The organism is Rhizobium sp. 57MFTsu3.2, assembly GCF_012932765.1.
Taxonomy (GTDB): Bacteria; Pseudomonadota; Alphaproteobacteria; order Rhizobiales; family Rhizobiaceae; genus Rhizobium; species Rhizobium altiplani.
On the sequence record NZ_JDWI01000056.1, the window covers coordinates 1 to 15,267 of the forward strand.

The 15,267-nt window shown below is 56.0% G+C and carries 20 protein-coding genes; 12 read left to right on the plus strand and 8 right to left on the minus strand.

Annotated elements, in window-relative coordinates; genetic code table 11:
* Together AF71_RS30395 and AF71_RS32320 are read left to right on the plus strand one after the other, a co-directional pair.
* The coding region (locus tag AF71_RS30395) for a transposase (protein ID WP_169684411.1) at nucleotides 1-240 on the plus strand (240 nt) is incomplete at its 5' end.
* 54 nt (nucleotides 241-294) lie between these two features.
* Nucleotides 295-1,089, plus strand: coding sequence for a DUF3459 domain-containing protein (locus AF71_RS32320; protein WP_348644164.1), 795 nt, complete (start codon nucleotides 295-297; stop codon nucleotides 1,087-1,089).
* A 120-nt stretch (nucleotides 1,090-1,209) separates the two neighbouring features.
* On the opposite strand, the gene catE is transcribed toward AF71_RS32320, so the two are convergent.
* Entirely contained in the window at nucleotides 1,210-3,345 is a 2,136-nt protein-coding gene (gene catE, locus AF71_RS30405; RefSeq protein ID WP_169684413.1) for a catalase C, read from the minus strand.
* A gap of 368 nt (nucleotides 3,346-3,713) precedes the next feature.
* Between catE and AF71_RS30410 the strand changes: the two genes are divergently transcribed.
* The 4 genes from AF71_RS30410 to AF71_RS30425 all read left to right on the plus strand — a co-directional run bounded on the left by AF71_RS30410 (nucleotide 3,714) and on the right by AF71_RS30425 (nucleotide 5,970).
* Complete coding sequence (locus tag AF71_RS30410; protein ID WP_113162979.1) at nucleotides 3,714-4,109, plus strand: DUF1236 domain-containing protein; 396 nt, start codon at nucleotides 3,714-3,716, stop codon at nucleotides 4,107-4,109.
* Between the two features lie 81 nt (nucleotides 4,110-4,190).
* Nucleotides 4,191-4,502 (plus strand): hypothetical protein, encoded by a 312-nt coding sequence (locus AF71_RS30415; RefSeq protein WP_169684414.1) that lies wholly within the window; start codon nucleotides 4,191-4,193, stop codon nucleotides 4,500-4,502.
* Nucleotides 4,503-4,881: 379 nt separating this feature from the next.
* Nucleotides 4,882-5,370 carry a GNAT family N-acetyltransferase gene (locus AF71_RS30420; protein ID WP_169684415.1) on the plus strand — a complete coding sequence of 163 codons (489 nt, stop codon included), beginning with the start codon at nucleotides 4,882-4,884 and terminating at the stop codon, nucleotides 5,368-5,370.
* 396 nt (nucleotides 5,371-5,766) lie between these two features.
* Nucleotides 5,767-5,970 (plus strand): CsbD family protein, encoded by a 204-nt coding sequence (locus AF71_RS30425; protein WP_169684417.1) that lies wholly within the window; start codon nucleotides 5,767-5,769, stop codon nucleotides 5,968-5,970.
* 121 nt (nucleotides 5,971-6,091) lie between these two features.
* Here the strand turns inward: AF71_RS30425 and AF71_RS30430 are convergent.
* The 4 genes from AF71_RS30430 to AF71_RS30445 all read right to left on the minus strand — a co-directional run bounded on the left by AF71_RS30430 (nucleotide 6,092) and on the right by AF71_RS30445 (nucleotide 8,665).
* Nucleotides 6,092-7,040, minus strand: a protein-coding gene (locus tag AF71_RS30430; protein WP_169684419.1) for an IS630 family transposase whose coding sequence is annotated in 2 segments (ribosomal slippage) — nucleotides 6,092-6,703 and nucleotides 6,705-7,040 — 948 coding nt in all. Because the reading frame shifts where the segments join, the coding sequence is not laid out codon by codon here.
* 170 nt (nucleotides 7,041-7,210) lie between these two features.
* Nucleotides 7,211-7,576 carry a PAS domain-containing protein gene (locus tag AF71_RS30435; RefSeq protein ID WP_169684421.1) on the minus strand — a complete coding sequence of 122 codons (366 nt, stop codon included), beginning with the start codon at nucleotides 7,574-7,576 and terminating at the stop codon, nucleotides 7,211-7,213.
* 253 nt (nucleotides 7,577-7,829) lie between these two features.
* Entirely contained in the window at nucleotides 7,830-8,021 is a 192-nt protein-coding gene (locus tag AF71_RS30440; protein ID WP_169684423.1) for a hypothetical protein, read from the minus strand.
* 134 nt (nucleotides 8,022-8,155) lie between these two features.
* A complete protein-coding gene (locus AF71_RS30445) occupies nucleotides 8,156-8,665 on the minus strand; it encodes a cupin domain-containing protein (protein ID WP_169684424.1) in 510 nt (169 codons plus the stop codon).
* 306 nt (nucleotides 8,666-8,971) lie between these two features.
* Here AF71_RS30445 and AF71_RS30450 point away from each other — a divergent pair, with 306 nt between their 5' ends.
* Complete coding sequence (locus AF71_RS30450) at nucleotides 8,972-9,223, plus strand: hypothetical protein (RefSeq protein ID WP_169684426.1); 252 nt, start codon at nucleotides 8,972-8,974, stop codon at nucleotides 9,221-9,223.
* Between the two features lie 86 nt (nucleotides 9,224-9,309).
* On the opposite strand, the gene AF71_RS30455 is transcribed toward AF71_RS30450, so the two are convergent.
* On the minus strand, nucleotides 9,310-9,786 hold the full coding sequence (locus tag AF71_RS30455; protein WP_246733901.1) for an HD domain-containing protein: 477 nt from the start codon (nucleotides 9,784-9,786) through the stop codon (nucleotides 9,310-9,312).
* A 223-nt stretch (nucleotides 9,787-10,009) separates the two neighbouring features.
* Between AF71_RS30455 and AF71_RS30460 the strand changes: the two genes are divergently transcribed.
* The 4 genes from AF71_RS30460 to AF71_RS30475 all read left to right on the plus strand — a co-directional run bounded on the left by AF71_RS30460 (nucleotide 10,010) and on the right by AF71_RS30475 (nucleotide 12,216).
* Nucleotides 10,010-10,321, plus strand: a complete 312-nt coding sequence (locus AF71_RS30460) for a PepSY domain-containing protein (protein ID WP_169684428.1) — start codon at nucleotides 10,010-10,012, stop codon at nucleotides 10,319-10,321.
* Nucleotides 10,322-10,346: 25 nt separating this feature from the next.
* Entirely contained in the window at nucleotides 10,347-10,952 is a 606-nt protein-coding gene (locus tag AF71_RS30465) for a general stress protein (protein WP_169684430.1), read from the plus strand.
* Nucleotides 10,953-11,571: 619 nt separating this feature from the next.
* A complete protein-coding gene (locus AF71_RS30470) occupies nucleotides 11,572-11,757 on the plus strand; it encodes a DUF3008 family protein (protein ID WP_113164041.1) in 186 nt (61 codons plus the stop codon).
* Between the two features lie 30 nt (nucleotides 11,758-11,787).
* On the plus strand, nucleotides 11,788-12,216 hold the full coding sequence (locus AF71_RS30475; RefSeq protein WP_246733903.1) for a DUF4174 domain-containing protein: 429 nt from the start codon (nucleotides 11,788-11,790) through the stop codon (nucleotides 12,214-12,216).
* A 169-nt stretch (nucleotides 12,217-12,385) separates the two neighbouring features.
* On the opposite strand, the gene AF71_RS30480 is transcribed toward AF71_RS30475, so the two are convergent.
* Entirely contained in the window at nucleotides 12,386-13,537 is a 1,152-nt protein-coding gene (locus tag AF71_RS30480; protein ID WP_169684432.1) for an MFS transporter, read from the minus strand.
* A gap of 531 nt (nucleotides 13,538-14,068) precedes the next feature.
* Between AF71_RS30480 and AF71_RS30485 the strand changes: the two genes are divergently transcribed.
* On the plus strand, nucleotides 14,069-14,257 hold the full coding sequence (locus tag AF71_RS30485) for a hypothetical protein (RefSeq protein ID WP_025662090.1): 189 nt from the start codon (nucleotides 14,069-14,071) through the stop codon (nucleotides 14,255-14,257).
* A 698-nt stretch (nucleotides 14,258-14,955) separates the two neighbouring features.
* On the opposite strand, the gene AF71_RS30490 is transcribed toward AF71_RS30485, so the two are convergent.
* Nucleotides 14,956-15,267: transposase (locus tag AF71_RS30490; protein ID WP_210258445.1), on the minus strand; the 312-nt coding region annotated here is incomplete at its 5' end.

The window sequence follows — 15,267 nt, forward strand, 5'->3', positions numbered from 1 at the left end:
GACAGTGGCCTGATGCGTGGCAAGAGGATGATTGCCGGCGGCCGCAAACCAGTGCGCGACGCCCTTTACATCGCCGCCTTGCCCGCCATCCGCTTCGATCCAGCCATGAAGGCCGTCTTCGAACGACTGAAAGCGAAAGGAAAGCCCGGAAAGGTCGCTCTCGTCGCGGTCATGCGAAGGATGATCATAATCCTCAATGCCAAAATGAGAGACTATCGAGCAACGGTGATTGACGCCTAACACCGTTGCTTTTTTGTTGCCGACTGGAACGACGACTTCCATCACGCCATGCACGTGGCGGTCACGGGCGAGGCGAGTGGCCATTATGCGCCATTCGGCGACAAGCCGTGGCAGAAGATGAAGCAGACGCTTAAAAAGGGATATCTGTGCGACGGCAATAGTTTCCAGTCCCGCGATCGAGCCCACTCGGCCTCCTTGCCGCCTACCGCCTTCGTGCATTTTCTTCAAAACCACGATCAGGTGGGAAATCGCGCGCTTGGCAATCGTCTTCACACCATGATTGATCAACGCTGTCACAGGGTTTTGACAGAGATCCTTATGCTGTCACCGCAAATCCCGCTTCTTTTCATGGGCGACGACCATCTAACTCCGCGCAGGTTTCACTTCTTCGCCGACTATAATGGCGAGTTGGCGAGAGCGATCGCCGCCGGCAGGTCGACAGAAGCAGAAAATTTTGGTGGCCTGCCCGAAGGTTGTGGCGCGAGGGATCTGCCTGATCCGAACGATCTCTCGACCTTTCTGGACTCGAAACTCGATTGGGACGTTCTCGCTGACGATGAGGCGGCAGCGTGGGCATCTTTTTTCAAACGACTGATCAAGGTTCGTCGCAACCACGTTATTCCCTTGCTACCGGATGCAGACGGTTACGCGGGCTCGGTCGTTTCTGCGGTTGAACAGGCAGTGTTCCTTGACTGGAAGCTGGGTGCGCGAACCCTGCAGTTGAGAGCCAATGCCTCAGGGCGGGCAATGTCGATGGGACGCGATTGTGGTCAGAGGGTGTATCCGCCTGTCAGCGAGGCTGCAGAGGAGGTTTTGCAGCCATGGACAACGCACCTATATGTCCTTTAAGGCAAATCGTCCTGTTCAGGGCGCCGTTCAGTGAAGAAGCAAGCGGAAAAGCTAGCGAACAACGCTCCGTGACGACTTCCACGTAGGCGCGGCAAGGATTACCGCGCCTGCGTCAAATACCTATTTGACCGGGACTGACGCCTTGCCGAGTTTCACAGAGGGCTCACGGGCCCAAACACGAAGCGTGCCAAGCTTTGAGACGAAGGACGGCAGGCTGTCTTTTCCTGATAGTGAAACAATGCCCTCGTCTTCCATTCCAGCAATGCCCGCTTTTTCGAGCAAGGGTAAGGCGGACTGGTCGTATCCGATGAACTTGCAGTGCTGGAAGGCATCGGCCACAAAGTCGCGGGCCGTTGCCTCCTTGATCAGCTCTTCTATCGCTGCGGAGGAAGTCAGCAATGCCACGGCGTCAAACAGCACCGACGGGCCTCCGTCGATCATGTGATGTGCCTGGATCCATTTTCCATTCGAAGCGGTGACCCCGCCCACCTTGGGAGCAACAAACTCGACGATCGCCTTTTCCTTTCCGACAGTATCGGTCAATCCCTTCAGCAGATTGGCGTCTACGCCATCGGTTATGAGGATGCCAAGCTTTCGGCCCTCGAACCGCTTCGGACCCTTCTCCACGATGCTGAGGGCAGGTGAAGGCTCAAGATCCTGACGTGTCGGCATTGCCGCGTCCGCGGCCTTAGGCATGGTCTGGAAGCCAAGCTTATCGGCGACGGTCTCGGCGAGGCTCTCGTCGATATTAAGCAGATGAGCAACCATGCGTTCCCGGATGACCGACGTCTCCACCTTGCTCAGTTCAAACGTCAAAGCCGCCGCTATGTGGCGCTGCTCGGGCTGGGTCTGGCTGATGTAGAACTGTCGGGCTTGACTATAATGATCGGCAAAGCTTTCCGGACGAAGCCGTACCTTTCCACCCTCTTCGGACGAGGCAAAGTGCCGGTAACCCAGCACGGGGGACTCTCGTGGCCCTTCACCGAAAGAGTTGGGTTGGTAGTTGATGCGGCCGACCGGATTGCGCATCGCCATGTGGCCGTCCTGTTGGAAATGCTGGAACGGACACTTGGGCGCGTTGATGGGTAGATGCGTGAAGTTTGGACCACCGAGGCGCTTGAGCTGCGTGTCAAGATAAGAGAAATTCCTCCCCTGCAACAGCGGATCATTGCTGAAGTCGATCCCGGGCGGGACGTTTTGGGTCATGAATGCAACTTGCTCAGTTTCGGCAAAGAAGTTGTCAGGCATCCGGTCCAATACCAGGCGTCCGATCGGTTTCACCGGCACGATCTCTTCGGGAATGATCTTCGTCGGGTCGAGGACGTCGAAATCGAAGCTGTCGGCGAAATCCTGATCGAACAGCTGCACACACAGTTCCCATTCAGGAAAATTGCCCGACTTTATGGACTGCCAAAGGTCGCGGCGGTGAAAGTCCGGGTCGGCGCCGTTGATCTTGACCGCTTCGTTCCAGACCACGGATTGAAGGCCAAGCTTCGGCTTCCAGTGGAATTTCACGAATGTGGATTCGTCCTTCGCATTCACGAGCCTGAACGTGTGAACACCGAACCCTTCCATAAAGCGAAATGAGCGGGGAATGGCGCGATCCGACATCACCCACATGATCATGTGCATGCTCTCAGGGGTAAGGGTGATGAAATCCCAAAAAGTATCATGGGCTGACTGCGCCTGTGGAAAGGCCCTGTCAGGTTCCGGTTTGACTGCGTGGATAATGTCCGGGAATCTGATGGCGTCCTGGATAAAGAAAACAGGAATGTTGTTTCCAACGAGGTCCCAATTCCCTTCCCGTGTGTACATTTTCACAGCAAAGCCGCGGACGTCACGGGCAAGATCGAAGGAACCTTTGCTGCCTGCAACCGTCGAGAAGCGAACGAATGCCGGTGTCTTTTCCCCGGCACGCTGAAAAATATCGGCTCTCGTATATGCCGCCAAAGATTCGTAGGTCTCAAAGAAACCATGTGCACCGTAACCGCGAGCATGGACAACCCGCTCTGGAACGCGTTCGTGGTCGAAATGGAAAATCTTCTCTCGGAAGTGAAAGTCCTCAACGATGAGGGGCCCGCGGGCACCTACTCTCAGTGAATTCTGGTCGTCAGCGACAGGCGCGCCTTGCGACGTGGTCAGGATTTCGGCCCCGTCTTCGGCAAATTGATGAAGTTCGCCACCATTTCCTCGATGAGGCTTTTGGTCGTGAATCGAGACAAGATTGACTTGACCCTTCGTGGTTTTCTTCGCCATCGGTTGCTTTCCCTAAACTGGAGATGCGATTACTTCCCGTTGCTCAGATCCCTTCGGTGCAACGGAACCGATCTCTCAACTTCATGTGAACGTTGAAGTTCCCGATAGGCTGCGAATTCCTCACTCCGGTGGAAATTGATTTCGCCTGGCTGCCCCGGACGAACTTCATTGGGCTGAAAGCACGAAGGCAGCAACTTCTGCCTATCCTGCTCCACGCTCGGCCGTTGGTTCATTGAGATCCGATCGGGGCGGTGACCTCGGACCTTGGTCTGAGGGCCGTCAGACTGAAGTCCCGGGGAGGGAACCGTTGCTGCGCTTGGTGGTTCGTTCAGGGAGCGGACAATACCGCTTCCAATGGAGGAAAATGAATGCGTATCAAATTGATAGGAACTGCCACTGCGGTCGCTCTCGCATCCACTTTTGCCTACGCCCAATCATCGACGGTGACGGGAGCTGCCGGCGGGGCAGCAACCGGGGCGATCGTCGGTGGGCCGGTCGGTGCAGCCGTAGGAGGCATTGTCGGTGGCGTGGCAGGCAGCCTTATCGATCCGCCGCCCCAGAAAGTCGTTACATATGTGCAGCAAGTTCCGGCTCCGACGACCAGAGTCGTCGTCAAGGAAAAGGTGGTTGTTGGCCAACCGCTCCCCGAGACGGTCGTTGTAACGCCGATTCCTGATGATCCAAAGTATGCCTATGCGATCGTCAATGAGCAGCGGGTAATCGTCGAGCCATCCTCGCGGAAGGTGATCCAGGTCATCCAGTAATCGTAAGGGGATGTTGGTGTTGGTCGTATGCCGGCGGGGGACAGTTCCCCGCCGGTTCTATCCGCGGCTTAGGGGAATCGTGTGACAAAGCTCATAACAGACATCAAGCTTGCCCAATTTGAGCTTCCCTATCTCGATAGGGTCGACAGACGCAATCTTGTCGGCCGTATCGTTGATGAACTGCGGTTCTACCGGTCAAGAAAACTCGGCGAGTTGGCGTTAGATCGATATTTACGACTGGACGCGCTGATTAAATGCGTTTCGCTGATGATAGCTGACATAGCAGATATGGATGACGCTGAATTTCAAAGCGTTCTCAACGAATTCGCGAAGCTGGTGGCTCTCCTCGAGAACCTTGCATCCGCTGGCAAGAGCGCAGCAACGCTGCATTGATTGCGGGTACTGTGTCGTGGACTCATAAATGCTCAGCCATGGCCGCGTGGCCGCGAGCGTGGCGAAGCGAGGCCGCGTCGTGTGCACCGACAATGCTTTATCCGGTCCAAACCGCTCAACCGGGTTTTTTGTCGGTAAGGGTGTGGGCTAAAGCACATAGGATTGCGCTGGTTCCGACAGGCACCGATCGCATGGATCTTGGTGGTCACCCTGCAGCCAATAGCGCATTCGAACGGTCCCCGTTCGCAGCTTGCTCCACGCCTGCGGGTCCCGGTCAATTTCTGGTTCGCTTCTGCGACCCAGACTTCGTTCGCGCGCGGTGGCTCGATCGCCGCAAAAAGCCCATTTCTACCGGCCAGCGACGTGCTAAGCTTGTCGAATGACAGCGCCCAACCATTACAGTTTTCGCAAAGCGACATTGGATGATCTTCCGTTGCTCAGAGCATGGCAAGCGAACCCGCATGTCCGCGAATGGTGGGACTCAGATGAGCCGTACGATGCAACAGACTTGGCTGATCCTCGGGTAGCGCGTTGGATTGTTTCAATCGCCGAACGCCCCTTTGCGTTTATGCAGGACTATATCGTCCACGGCTGGGAAGATCACCATTTTGCGAAGCTTCCTAGGGGATCGCGGGGAATCGATCAATACATAGGAAACCCCGAAATGATCGGTGTTGGGCACGGATCAGCGTTTATCGGGGCGAGAATGATGGCTCTCTTCGATGCGGGCGTACCCGTTATCGCAACCGATCCTCACCCTGCCAATGAACGGGCGATTGCCGCTTACAAGAAACTGGGTTTCGAACCGTCCGGATCACCTCGAGAGACGCGGTGGGGCTTGATTTTGCCGATGCTTGCGAGGCAGTAAGCGGCACGCCATCATTTGCAGCTTCGTCCGCATCCGAGACATGGTCGGACGCGCAGTACCTATACCCTCGGGGGCTGACACCGAGCGTATAGGTTTATAAGCACGCAGCCTAACCTCCTTTGTGATTTTCGATCCGGGAATCGCGAAACTACTGTTGCGTATTGGAGTTTCGCAGCGGTCGCATTCGTTCGGCGGACATGTCTCACCAACCGACTTCGGCATTCTCTATTGCGGTTGGATCGCCGGATCTTTCCAAGGGTTTTGCGGCAGGCGACAGTCGATCGTCGGCCAGCTTTCAAGCTCAGAGCGCGTGCTGACTGCCGGAAATCCTCCTGCTAATCGGAACACTCGGTCGCCTGCTTCGTTTTAATTCCAGTCCGAACCAAGGAGGAATACATGGATTGGAACCGCGTTGAAGGGAACTGGAAGCAAATCAGAGGTAAGGTCAAGGAACAGTGGGGAAAACTCACTGATGACGATCTTGACCAAATCGATGGGCAACGCGACCAGTTGGAAGGAAAAATTCAGGAACGCTATGGGCTAGCACGGGACCGGGCTCGTCAGGATATCGACGACTGGTACGGTAGCCAGACCTGGTAGACGAACTGGAGGGCCCGGAGCGATCCGGGCTCCTTTTTGCGCTCTCCACTCATTGGTAGATGCGACCTTGGATTTGCGTTCCCGCTGCCACGATGCGACCATGAGCCAAAACTAGAGCCTTTCATGTTTTGACGGAAGCGTAGCCGGCATTTGAGAAGTAGTTGGCGCATTCCTCTGGCTTTATGGTGTCGGCGAGTAAGCCCAGATGGCGCCACGTTTCCTCGATGGTTCGCTTTTGGGCCTGGCGCATCCAGTGCTTGATCTTGGCGAAGGCNTGCTCGATCGGATTAAGGTCGGGGGAATATTTCGGCAGGAACCAAAGTCTGGCGCCGACAGCCCTGATAGCATCGCGGATGACCTTGGCTTTGTGAGAGCCGAGATTNTCGAGGATGACGATGTCGCCAGGCTTAAGGGTCGGGATCAACTGCTGGCGGACATAGGCGTGGAAGCATTCGCCATTAATGGGACCGTCGAAGACGCAGGGCGCAGTGAGCTTGTCGCAGCGTAGGGCGCCGAGGAAGGTCAGGGTGCGCCAGCGGCCNTGCGGGGCAAAGCCGCGCAATCTCTTGCCCCTCGGCCCCCAACCGCGTAACGGCGCCATGTTGGTGCGGATCCAGGTCTCGTCGATGAAGACGAGCCGCTTCGGATCGAAGCGGTCTTGCCAAGCTTTCCACCGGGCTCTGCGCCGGGCAATGTCGNCGCGGCCCTGCTCAAGGGCGAACAGCGTTTTTTTTAAAGCTCAAGCCCTCGCGGCGCATGAACTGCCAGATGGCATTGTGGGAGACGCTCACGCCGCGGGCGGCCAACTCATCCTTCAGCCGATGTAGCGTCAGATGTGATGTCTGCTCNATCTGCTCGACGATGAAGGCGCGGTGCGGCTCCAGCACACGTCGGCGATGGCCGCCCATCTTGCCGGGCGACACACTACCGGTGGTCCGATAACGCTGCGACCACTTCACCACGGATGAGACAGCTATGTCGAACCGCTCCGCCACCACCCGGCAGCTCTGACCGTCCATAACCGCTGCAACGACTCGCTCACGAAGATCATTCGAATAGGGTCGTGTCATGGATGCTGGCCTCCATTCCAGCATCCATGATGAATCACAAATCTGCTGATTTGGGAATCGCGCACCGATTCCGATAAGCAATGATCCGCTCTATCTCCGCTATGTCCGCCCTTAAACACCGGACGACATAGGCTGGTACCGCTCCGCGGTGACCATGAATGTGTTGACCTTCATAAAAGTTCAAGTGGATAGACGATCCCGGCGTAGTGGGTTGGTTCGCCTTGCCGATTCCGGAAGCACCTGCCCATCGCAATCACCCACCGCGTTTCGTTGAAAGCATCACGAACGCGATATTCTGCATGATAGGGCAGCCCGCTTCTGACGGCTTGCGAAATTAAAGCTGCCACACGCGCGCGATCGTCGGTATGGATCCGCTCGATATACGAGGCGATCGGCAATCCACAGATCGTCTCGGCCGGATCGAGGCCAAACAAAGATGCTATGGCCGTATCGCCGTCGACGGTATCTCCTGCAAGAGACCAGGTAAAAATTCCCGGCTCAGCCGCGTCCTCTTCGAGATTGCTTGCGATCCTCATCGCACCTCCGCTTCAAGGTTGGGCCCCCAACTGCCAGCAATGCCGGAAGTTCCAGAAGTTCACAATCAGCTCTGTGTTGGGAAGCAGCGAAACGGCCGGTCAGCTTGAGAGCGAAATCTCGCTTTGGTAGCGAATGGCCATCTATGATCACACGACGTTGTCCCGTGGTGCCGCACGCGAGCCGCCACAAGGCAAGGGGGCGGCGAATCGGAGATCACGCGATGCCGCTCACGTTTGACTTTTTCATGACAAATCAAACGCGCCAGCGCGGATTTCTATTGGCGTTATAAAGCAGTTCGCCTGCAGATGCAAAATGACCAAAGAGCTGGCGCATCCGCCGTTCGTCGGCTTCACCTATCTGGTGCTGGCGGCAAGAATCGCGCACCGACCAAATCCTCAAGGATTTCTTGGTATCGAGATCACCCTCTCTGATGTGCGTCGACATTACTCTCCTCCGTTTGGAGGGGTGCTTTAGTGCAGGCTAAAATAAATGTCATTTAACTTTGACATTCCTGATTTGCCTGTTTCAGGACGTGACGTCTAATTTTTCCGGTCGAACATCAGCTCACTACTTCCGCTTTATCGCGTCTTCTCGGATCGCCAATGGGACAAAAGAGGCTCGCGCGTTCCCGTAACCGGATCAAGGGTAGGCAAAGATAACTTTCTGATCACGTCCATTTCCATGCCGGTGGCCGCCGAAGTCTTGATATCGGCGCTCTGGCCCGGCGGGTAAGCACCGACAACCAGAAACGATTGGCTCGCGGCAACAAGGCAATGCCCAGTGCCGGCAGGTAAAATCAGGCAATCCCCAGCCGTGACCGCAAAATCGATACCATGAGGGCCCCCGATCATGATGGAGCCGTGGCCGTCAGCTACACCTAACACTTCGTGCGCGTGGACGTGATAGTGTTGATAGCCAAAAATCCCGTCACGCCAGAGCCCCGTCCAACCGTGTTCTTGAAAGAGACTCTCAAATCGTTTTGCCGATGCCTCTTCGCTGATGACGGCAGATTTATAGAACAGCACTGGCAAAGCCCGGTTGTTCGGGATCCAATCGCTTGGCGAAAGAAGACGGGCTGTTACCTCCATCGATGCTCCCTTTCTCCAATTCCGGCGACCGTAACCGGCGAGCAAACGAGATGACGCCACGAAAATGCAGCTATTGCCGCATCGTTCCATCAGTATTCAACGCTTGGCGCGAGACAACCTGCGGAATTCGGACTGAGGTGAACCGTGGCTATGTCGCCGCGACGGGCTCGCCACCTCTCGATCAGCTTGGAAAAAATTCATCCGGACCATCAAGCTTCGCAAGTTCGATCCTTTGCGAGGCCATCGTGATTGCGCGACGGAACCTTGCAACCGTCGGTGAGTTGATCTCGCAAACGGAGATTCATCGTGACAAGATTCTACTTCCGAACCGGCCCGACAGACACTCCCTGGCAAGACGAAGATGGCTATGAGTTCCCCGACTTGCCAGCGGCGCTCGATGAAGCAAAGCGCCTCGTTGCCGAGATGGCCATCGACGGGATTCCCACTGCTACACGGGAGCCGCTTGAAGTTGAGATCTACAATCCGGACCGAGTTAAGATCGTAACAGTCTCATTGCATCTATGCATTGAGTACGCCGGTGGGGATTCTCAGAGATAGGGGGAGCAGTGACCAAACGAGTCGAGCGAGGATACCCGCCACTTGGCGTTCCGTTCACCCAGGTTTGCCGTCGTAATTGCTGGGTACTATTTTCCGCTCCTAGCGGTTACGCCGTACAACTCCTCAATGATCTTCAGACCTTCCTTGTATTTTGACTGATCCAAACCAACGTTCCGCGCTTGCTTCAGATTGTCTTTAAGGTCGGCCACCTTTACCGGACGGGCAAGTTCGTCACTAACTGCCCGGACGACAAACTCATCCTCGCTTTCATTTTCTCTTCGGGTCAGGGCGTTGATGGCGGCCACTACGGAAGGATTGAATCCTTCATCACTCAGGCGCTCAAAAGTCCAGCCGCGGCCCTTTTCGACGACGTCGTGCAGGTAGGCGACGATCCGCTGGTCGTCCCCCTCGACGGCGCTAGCGACGCGCTTGCAGTGCGAAAAATATGGGTTTCCTTTCTTGTCGGTCTGCCCTGCATGAGCCGAGAACGCGATTTTTATCGCTCGTAAAACATCTAACCCATCATCGCCTTCACTCATTAAGCCCAGATGCTCTGATGCCATGACTCTTACCTCCAGTAAATCAACGCCGGGCAATGCTTAGAGTTCCTGCGCGTGCCGCCTGGTGAAGGCTCTGTTCTGAAGAAAACTTAAGGCCGACTCCCAGGATCTAATTCCTGCCGAGCGCAAACGATCAATCGAGGGTCGATCGACTTCAGTCTAAACGTGTCAATGGAACAAGCAGAGTTTCTGGTTGTTTGTTTGTTCTCAACCAGAGGAAACATCAATGAAAAAACTCATGATCCTTTCTATCGGCATGGTGATGACGGCCTCGGTCGCGCTCGCCCAGAGCGAAACGCCGACGACGTCCCAGACAACACCCGCGGTCAAAACCGAGCAAAATCCGGGAGCCCCGGTAGCAGGCAAGAACAGCTTCACCGAAGGCCAGGCAAAGGCCAGGATCGAGGAAGCTGGTTACACCGACGTCACCGGCCTCAAGCTTGACGATCAAGGGGTGTGGCGGGCCAGCGCCACCAAGGATGGCAAACAAGCAAACGTCTCCCTGGACTTTCAGGGCAACGTCACCATGGCCAAGTAACCACGAATAACAAGGAAGCAGTCATATGAGAACGATCACTGGATTATATGATAACTACGATGACGCGCGCGCGGCCGTGTCAGCGTTGGAAGACGCGGGCGTCCCGTCCGATGACATCAGCATTGCCACCAACGAGGCGAATGGTGTTGATGTCGAAGCCCAGGGCAATCGCGCCGCAGAAGGCGCAGGAACCGGTGCCGGTCTTGGCGCACTGGCCGGCGGTGCCGGCGGTCTCCTCACCGGTCTTGGCATGCTTGCCATTCCGGGTGTGGGTCCCGTAGTCGCTGCCGGTTGGCTCGTTGCGACCGCGGCCGGAGTTGCGGCCGGCGCCGTTGCCGGCGGTGCGGTCGGGGGTATAGTCGGTGCCATGGTCAAGGAAGGCGTTCCTGAGGAAGACGCCCACCTCTACGCGGAAGGCGTCCGCCGCGGAGGATCGGTCGTCGCCGCGAGGGTGGAGGAAGCACATGTCGCCGAGGCCCAGGCTATCCTTGACCGGTGGCGTCCCGTAGATATCGGAGCACGCCGCGCGAGTTATGTTGAGCAGGGCTGGACCCGTTTCGACGAAACCGCCGATCCCTATACTGCGGAGCAGATCGCCGCTGAACGACAACGATATCGTTCTAGCCTGTAGGCGAACTGAAGCCTGTAAGCGGCCGCCCGATGCGGCCGCTTCAGTTTCCTTCAGAAGGCTTCATGGTGAGATCGGCATACAGGATGCCGGACGACTAGCCCCAGTGTAAGTCCCCGCTGTTGGACAGCCAGTTGTTTAAAATAGCGGAGATGCCAAACGCAAAGCGTGGGACGGTGCGGGGCAATTGGCAAGGTGCAACCGCAAGCGGCTGGCCTGGAAGCACTACTGATGAGGAAGGCGTCGAATAGGTCATGTCAGCGATCCGATTGTATGTCGGATCTTCACCTAACTCCGCCGCGCTCGCGAATGTTCCTGATGCGCAATTGCAATAAGCGATTTCCCGCACCCACCTGGCTCGGCCGTTTCAGCATGGCGCTCTTGCCTGAGCTGGAACGCCTTTTCGAGAAGGGCCAGATGCCAAAATCCGATTAGCATCAGCAGTGACTGCCGCTGCGATCTTCGACACATATGAGTTCATGGCGCATGGTTCCGAGCTTGTGTGTCATTGCACCCGACGTCGATTGCGGTTTGACGCAAAGACTTTTGCTTACCTCCCTGATCGGGGAACATTTGCTTCTCAGTCTAGTTATTCCTTGACTTCACAATGAGGAAAAACAGAATGCCCGCAAAATCCAAAGCGCAACAGAAGGCAGCCGGCGCCGCCCTTTCGGCAAAGCGCGGTCAAACCCCGAAAAGTAGGCTCAAGGGTGCGTCTCGGGAAATGGCCGAATCGATGAGCGAACGACAGCTGGAAGAGTTCGCCTCGACGAAGCGGAAGGGAAAGCCCGACCGCGTCTCTCATTAGCGAAAAGCCATCCTGCAGCTTTTCCAATTGATGGAAGTGGCCGGTTACATGCTGAGATCACTCTTCAAGGAGATCATAGGCGCGTCACCCGCGACCGACGATTCGTGCCCCAGTCTTTTGGGGTTTCGCAACCTATCATGGGTCCTCGTGCTCTTCGAAGGTGCGGCCGATGATCGCCCCGAGATGCAGGAGCAACTCCTGGCCAATCAGCAAGGCGCACTCGAAAAGCAAGCGGTCACTATCCTTCGCGTTGCTGGCGGAGGCGGCTTTGACAGTCTCGACATCGCCGCGGACATCGGCGCGGATGATGTGCGCAATGATCGTGAAGGACCTTCCCCCGACGAATTCGAAGCTATTCTCGTCGATCCGAATGGCATCACAAAGTTTCGCTCGAACCAGCCCGTGAGCGTGCCGTACCTCGCCGGCTTAGTCGACAGGCTTTTCAAAGAAATCCAATAGTGCATGGACAACAACGGGGAAGGCTTGATTCCAAGGCTTTTTGACCAAATTCTGCATTCCCACGCTTCCCCGCCGCCAGAAACAAACCAGAAATTGGTTGGCTGACGCTCAGAAGACAGTTCCAGGTTCAATATCATTCTCTCGGGTGTCGCGTCCTCGGGTCATGCCGCTATGCGAAGGCACTTCGTCTTGTTGAGAGCGACTTGACGCAAAAGAGTGCTACGACAACGAGCGGAATGCAGATCAGGTATGAGGTTCGAATACCTGCGTTCTCAGCGACAAAGCCGAGCAATGGTGGTGCAAGGAAAAAGACGATGAAGGACATCTGACCTAGAGCTGCAACATTCATATGCGCAGGCCGGTCGGTCCGCTGAGCGGCAGCCGAAACGGCAAGCGGATAGACGGCGCTGCAGCCGCTACCCATTAATGCAAAGCCGAGCAGGGCGCCTTGGGGATGGGGAGCAAGCCAAACCGCCGTGAGCCCAGCTGTTGAGATCAGGAGCAAAGTAACCGCGACCGCCCGAGAGCCGTATTGATCGACAAAGCGATCCGCAAATAGTCGTGTAAGCGCCATGAACAGTGTGAACAATGTCAATCCGAGGCCACCTACAAATGGCTCAACCCGGAAAACATCGCGCATATAAATCGCTGACCAATCTATGCCTGCACCCTCCACCAGAAAAGCAGCAATGCCAATGATGCAGAGCGGAAGGAGACCGAGCGTCGGCAATGCGACATGGCCTGCGTCCACATGCTCGCTTGAGGTCCGCGCCGGTGCGCTACGCATTCCACTGATCGCGATAGTGCCCACCAACACCACGGCAATGAATGTTAGGGCCAGGTGGAGTTGCATCGAGACGTCGGCCTGCCGCACCGGCGATGAAATGAGCGCGGTGACAAAAAATCCGAGACTCCAAAAACCATGGGCTCGGTTCATAACTCCACGACCGAGCTGCGCTTCGATACGATCAATTTCGACGTTGAGATTTATTTCAAGGGCTCCTGCGAGCAATCCTTCGAAAAACAAAACCCCAAAAACGACTTCGGCGCTAGTCATCCACGGGACAGAGGCAATCAGCGCGGACGTCCCAAGCACGGTTATGAACGCTGTAGTACGGGCCCCCAGTCGAGTAACCAGGGGCGAAAAGAATGTTAGGGATATCAGTGCACCGATGGCAGCACCGATAAGCGTAAGCCCCAGTTCCGACTTGTTGACCTGGAGAGCATCCTGGAGATCGGGAAGGCGGGAGAGCAAGGCACCGGTTGATGCCGAAAAGAGGAAGAAGCAGGTATAAATTCGCACCTGCGGTTCAATACGCATTTCATGGCTCCCGGTCTTTAGGTTTCGGCGGATACTCGCAAACGCCTCAATGACTTCCGTCCCAACCGTGATCCAAACGGGCCATCGCATCCAGCGAATCCGGGCCCTAAGGCGCAAAGATTAACAGTCAGAGGAAACGGCCACTCCAGCGGTCTTGGTCGGGTCGGCCTGGCTGCAGCGACGATACCCGTTATACGCGAATTGCTTCTCACTGACAAGACGTGTGGGGATACGTTGATGTCTGTTCTCCGTCCGCGAAGTTGCGATCAATGAAAGAAAACACTATGAGTGTCGACCATTCATTTAGTTATCGCGCGCCTTCGACAGGAGAACCTACAGCTCCTGAGTCTGTTTCCACGCTTTGGCGAATATTGAGTAAACAACACCAGGGTCGGTGACTGCGCGCTGGGCTCGTGCCCAGGCGATGGTGATGCACCTCTAGCAGCTGGCGTCCACCAAGAATACCACGAATATTGTGCATTGCAGCACGGATTGAATGGCGCTAAGTTTCTTCGTCAGTTAGGAGCGCCCATGGACGAAGCCAGCATCGCTCAATTGCTCTTCGCTCTCCGCGTTGCGAGGGAAATTGCCACGCTGGAAGGTCCTGTATTCGACATTGTCGTCTATCGAGTCGAGCAAGCAATCGAGGAGATAAGAGATGAAGCCCTAAGGCAAGGTATTGTCGTCGAAATCGAACATGCGTCGACCCGAATGCAGTAGAGAGAGGGGAGGTTGCCGCCGATCAGCATTGGTTGAAGGATCGCGATTACGAAGGCAAGACTGGGCAGTTGAACCGCTTGTTTCTCACTCATACGCCATCGCTTCGGACACGACTGAGCGCGCATGCTGCAATGCCGCATAAGCCAAAGGGATGAAAGAGTCACGGTTCCCGACTAGCCAACATCCCGGTATTGTGCCGTCATGGAGATGAGACCGATATTTGCGCGACTGCGACCAGACCTGAATGCATCCGGTGTCGCTGACAAGCTTCACGAGCTCGGTTTGGATGTCGCTCGGCTCAATTCCGAAACGCGCCGAGCACTTAACGCGGAGCACACCAGAATGTGTGCCGAAGGGTATTACAATTCTGGTTATGTCGCCATTCGCCTATTTGTTTGGTACGTGACGGATAGTGGCCGGTTTGATGCAGCATGCCTCACCCTACCGGGCACAATCAGCAGGTCGATCTCCACAATCCGGCAATGGGCATCCGCGGACCCGACCCAGGCTGCCGCGATCGAAATCGAGATCACAGCTTTGAAGATCTTTCTCCTTCAGATCTTTGATCGCGTCAGTGCACCGCGACACACCAGACGGGCTGCTCAAGACCGCTTGCTGGGTGCCTAGGAGGAGAATGGTAACCCTCTACATCTGGTCGATGGTGATCAATTAAATCGTCGATCGTGAAGAACTCGCTTTCAGGCAGGTTGTTGCGGCATCGGTCGGCTCTGGAACGTGAGGAAGAGTGCGGCGAACAGACACAAAAGTTGCCTGAACCATCGCAGCAGGAGGGAGAAGTTGTATCCGGCGGCGGCCAGAACGGCATTGACGGCATCCCCCTGTTCGCCAGCGAGATAATTCCGGTCCATTCTGTGTTCGCTCTTGAGGTGTCCAATGACGGGTTCGACCGCCGATCGTCGTCGCATCTGGCGCTTGATGGCGGGCGTGAGACGGCGCTTCTGGCCACTGGTGAAGACCCTCAGCTTGTGACTTTCGGGAGCATTATGGCC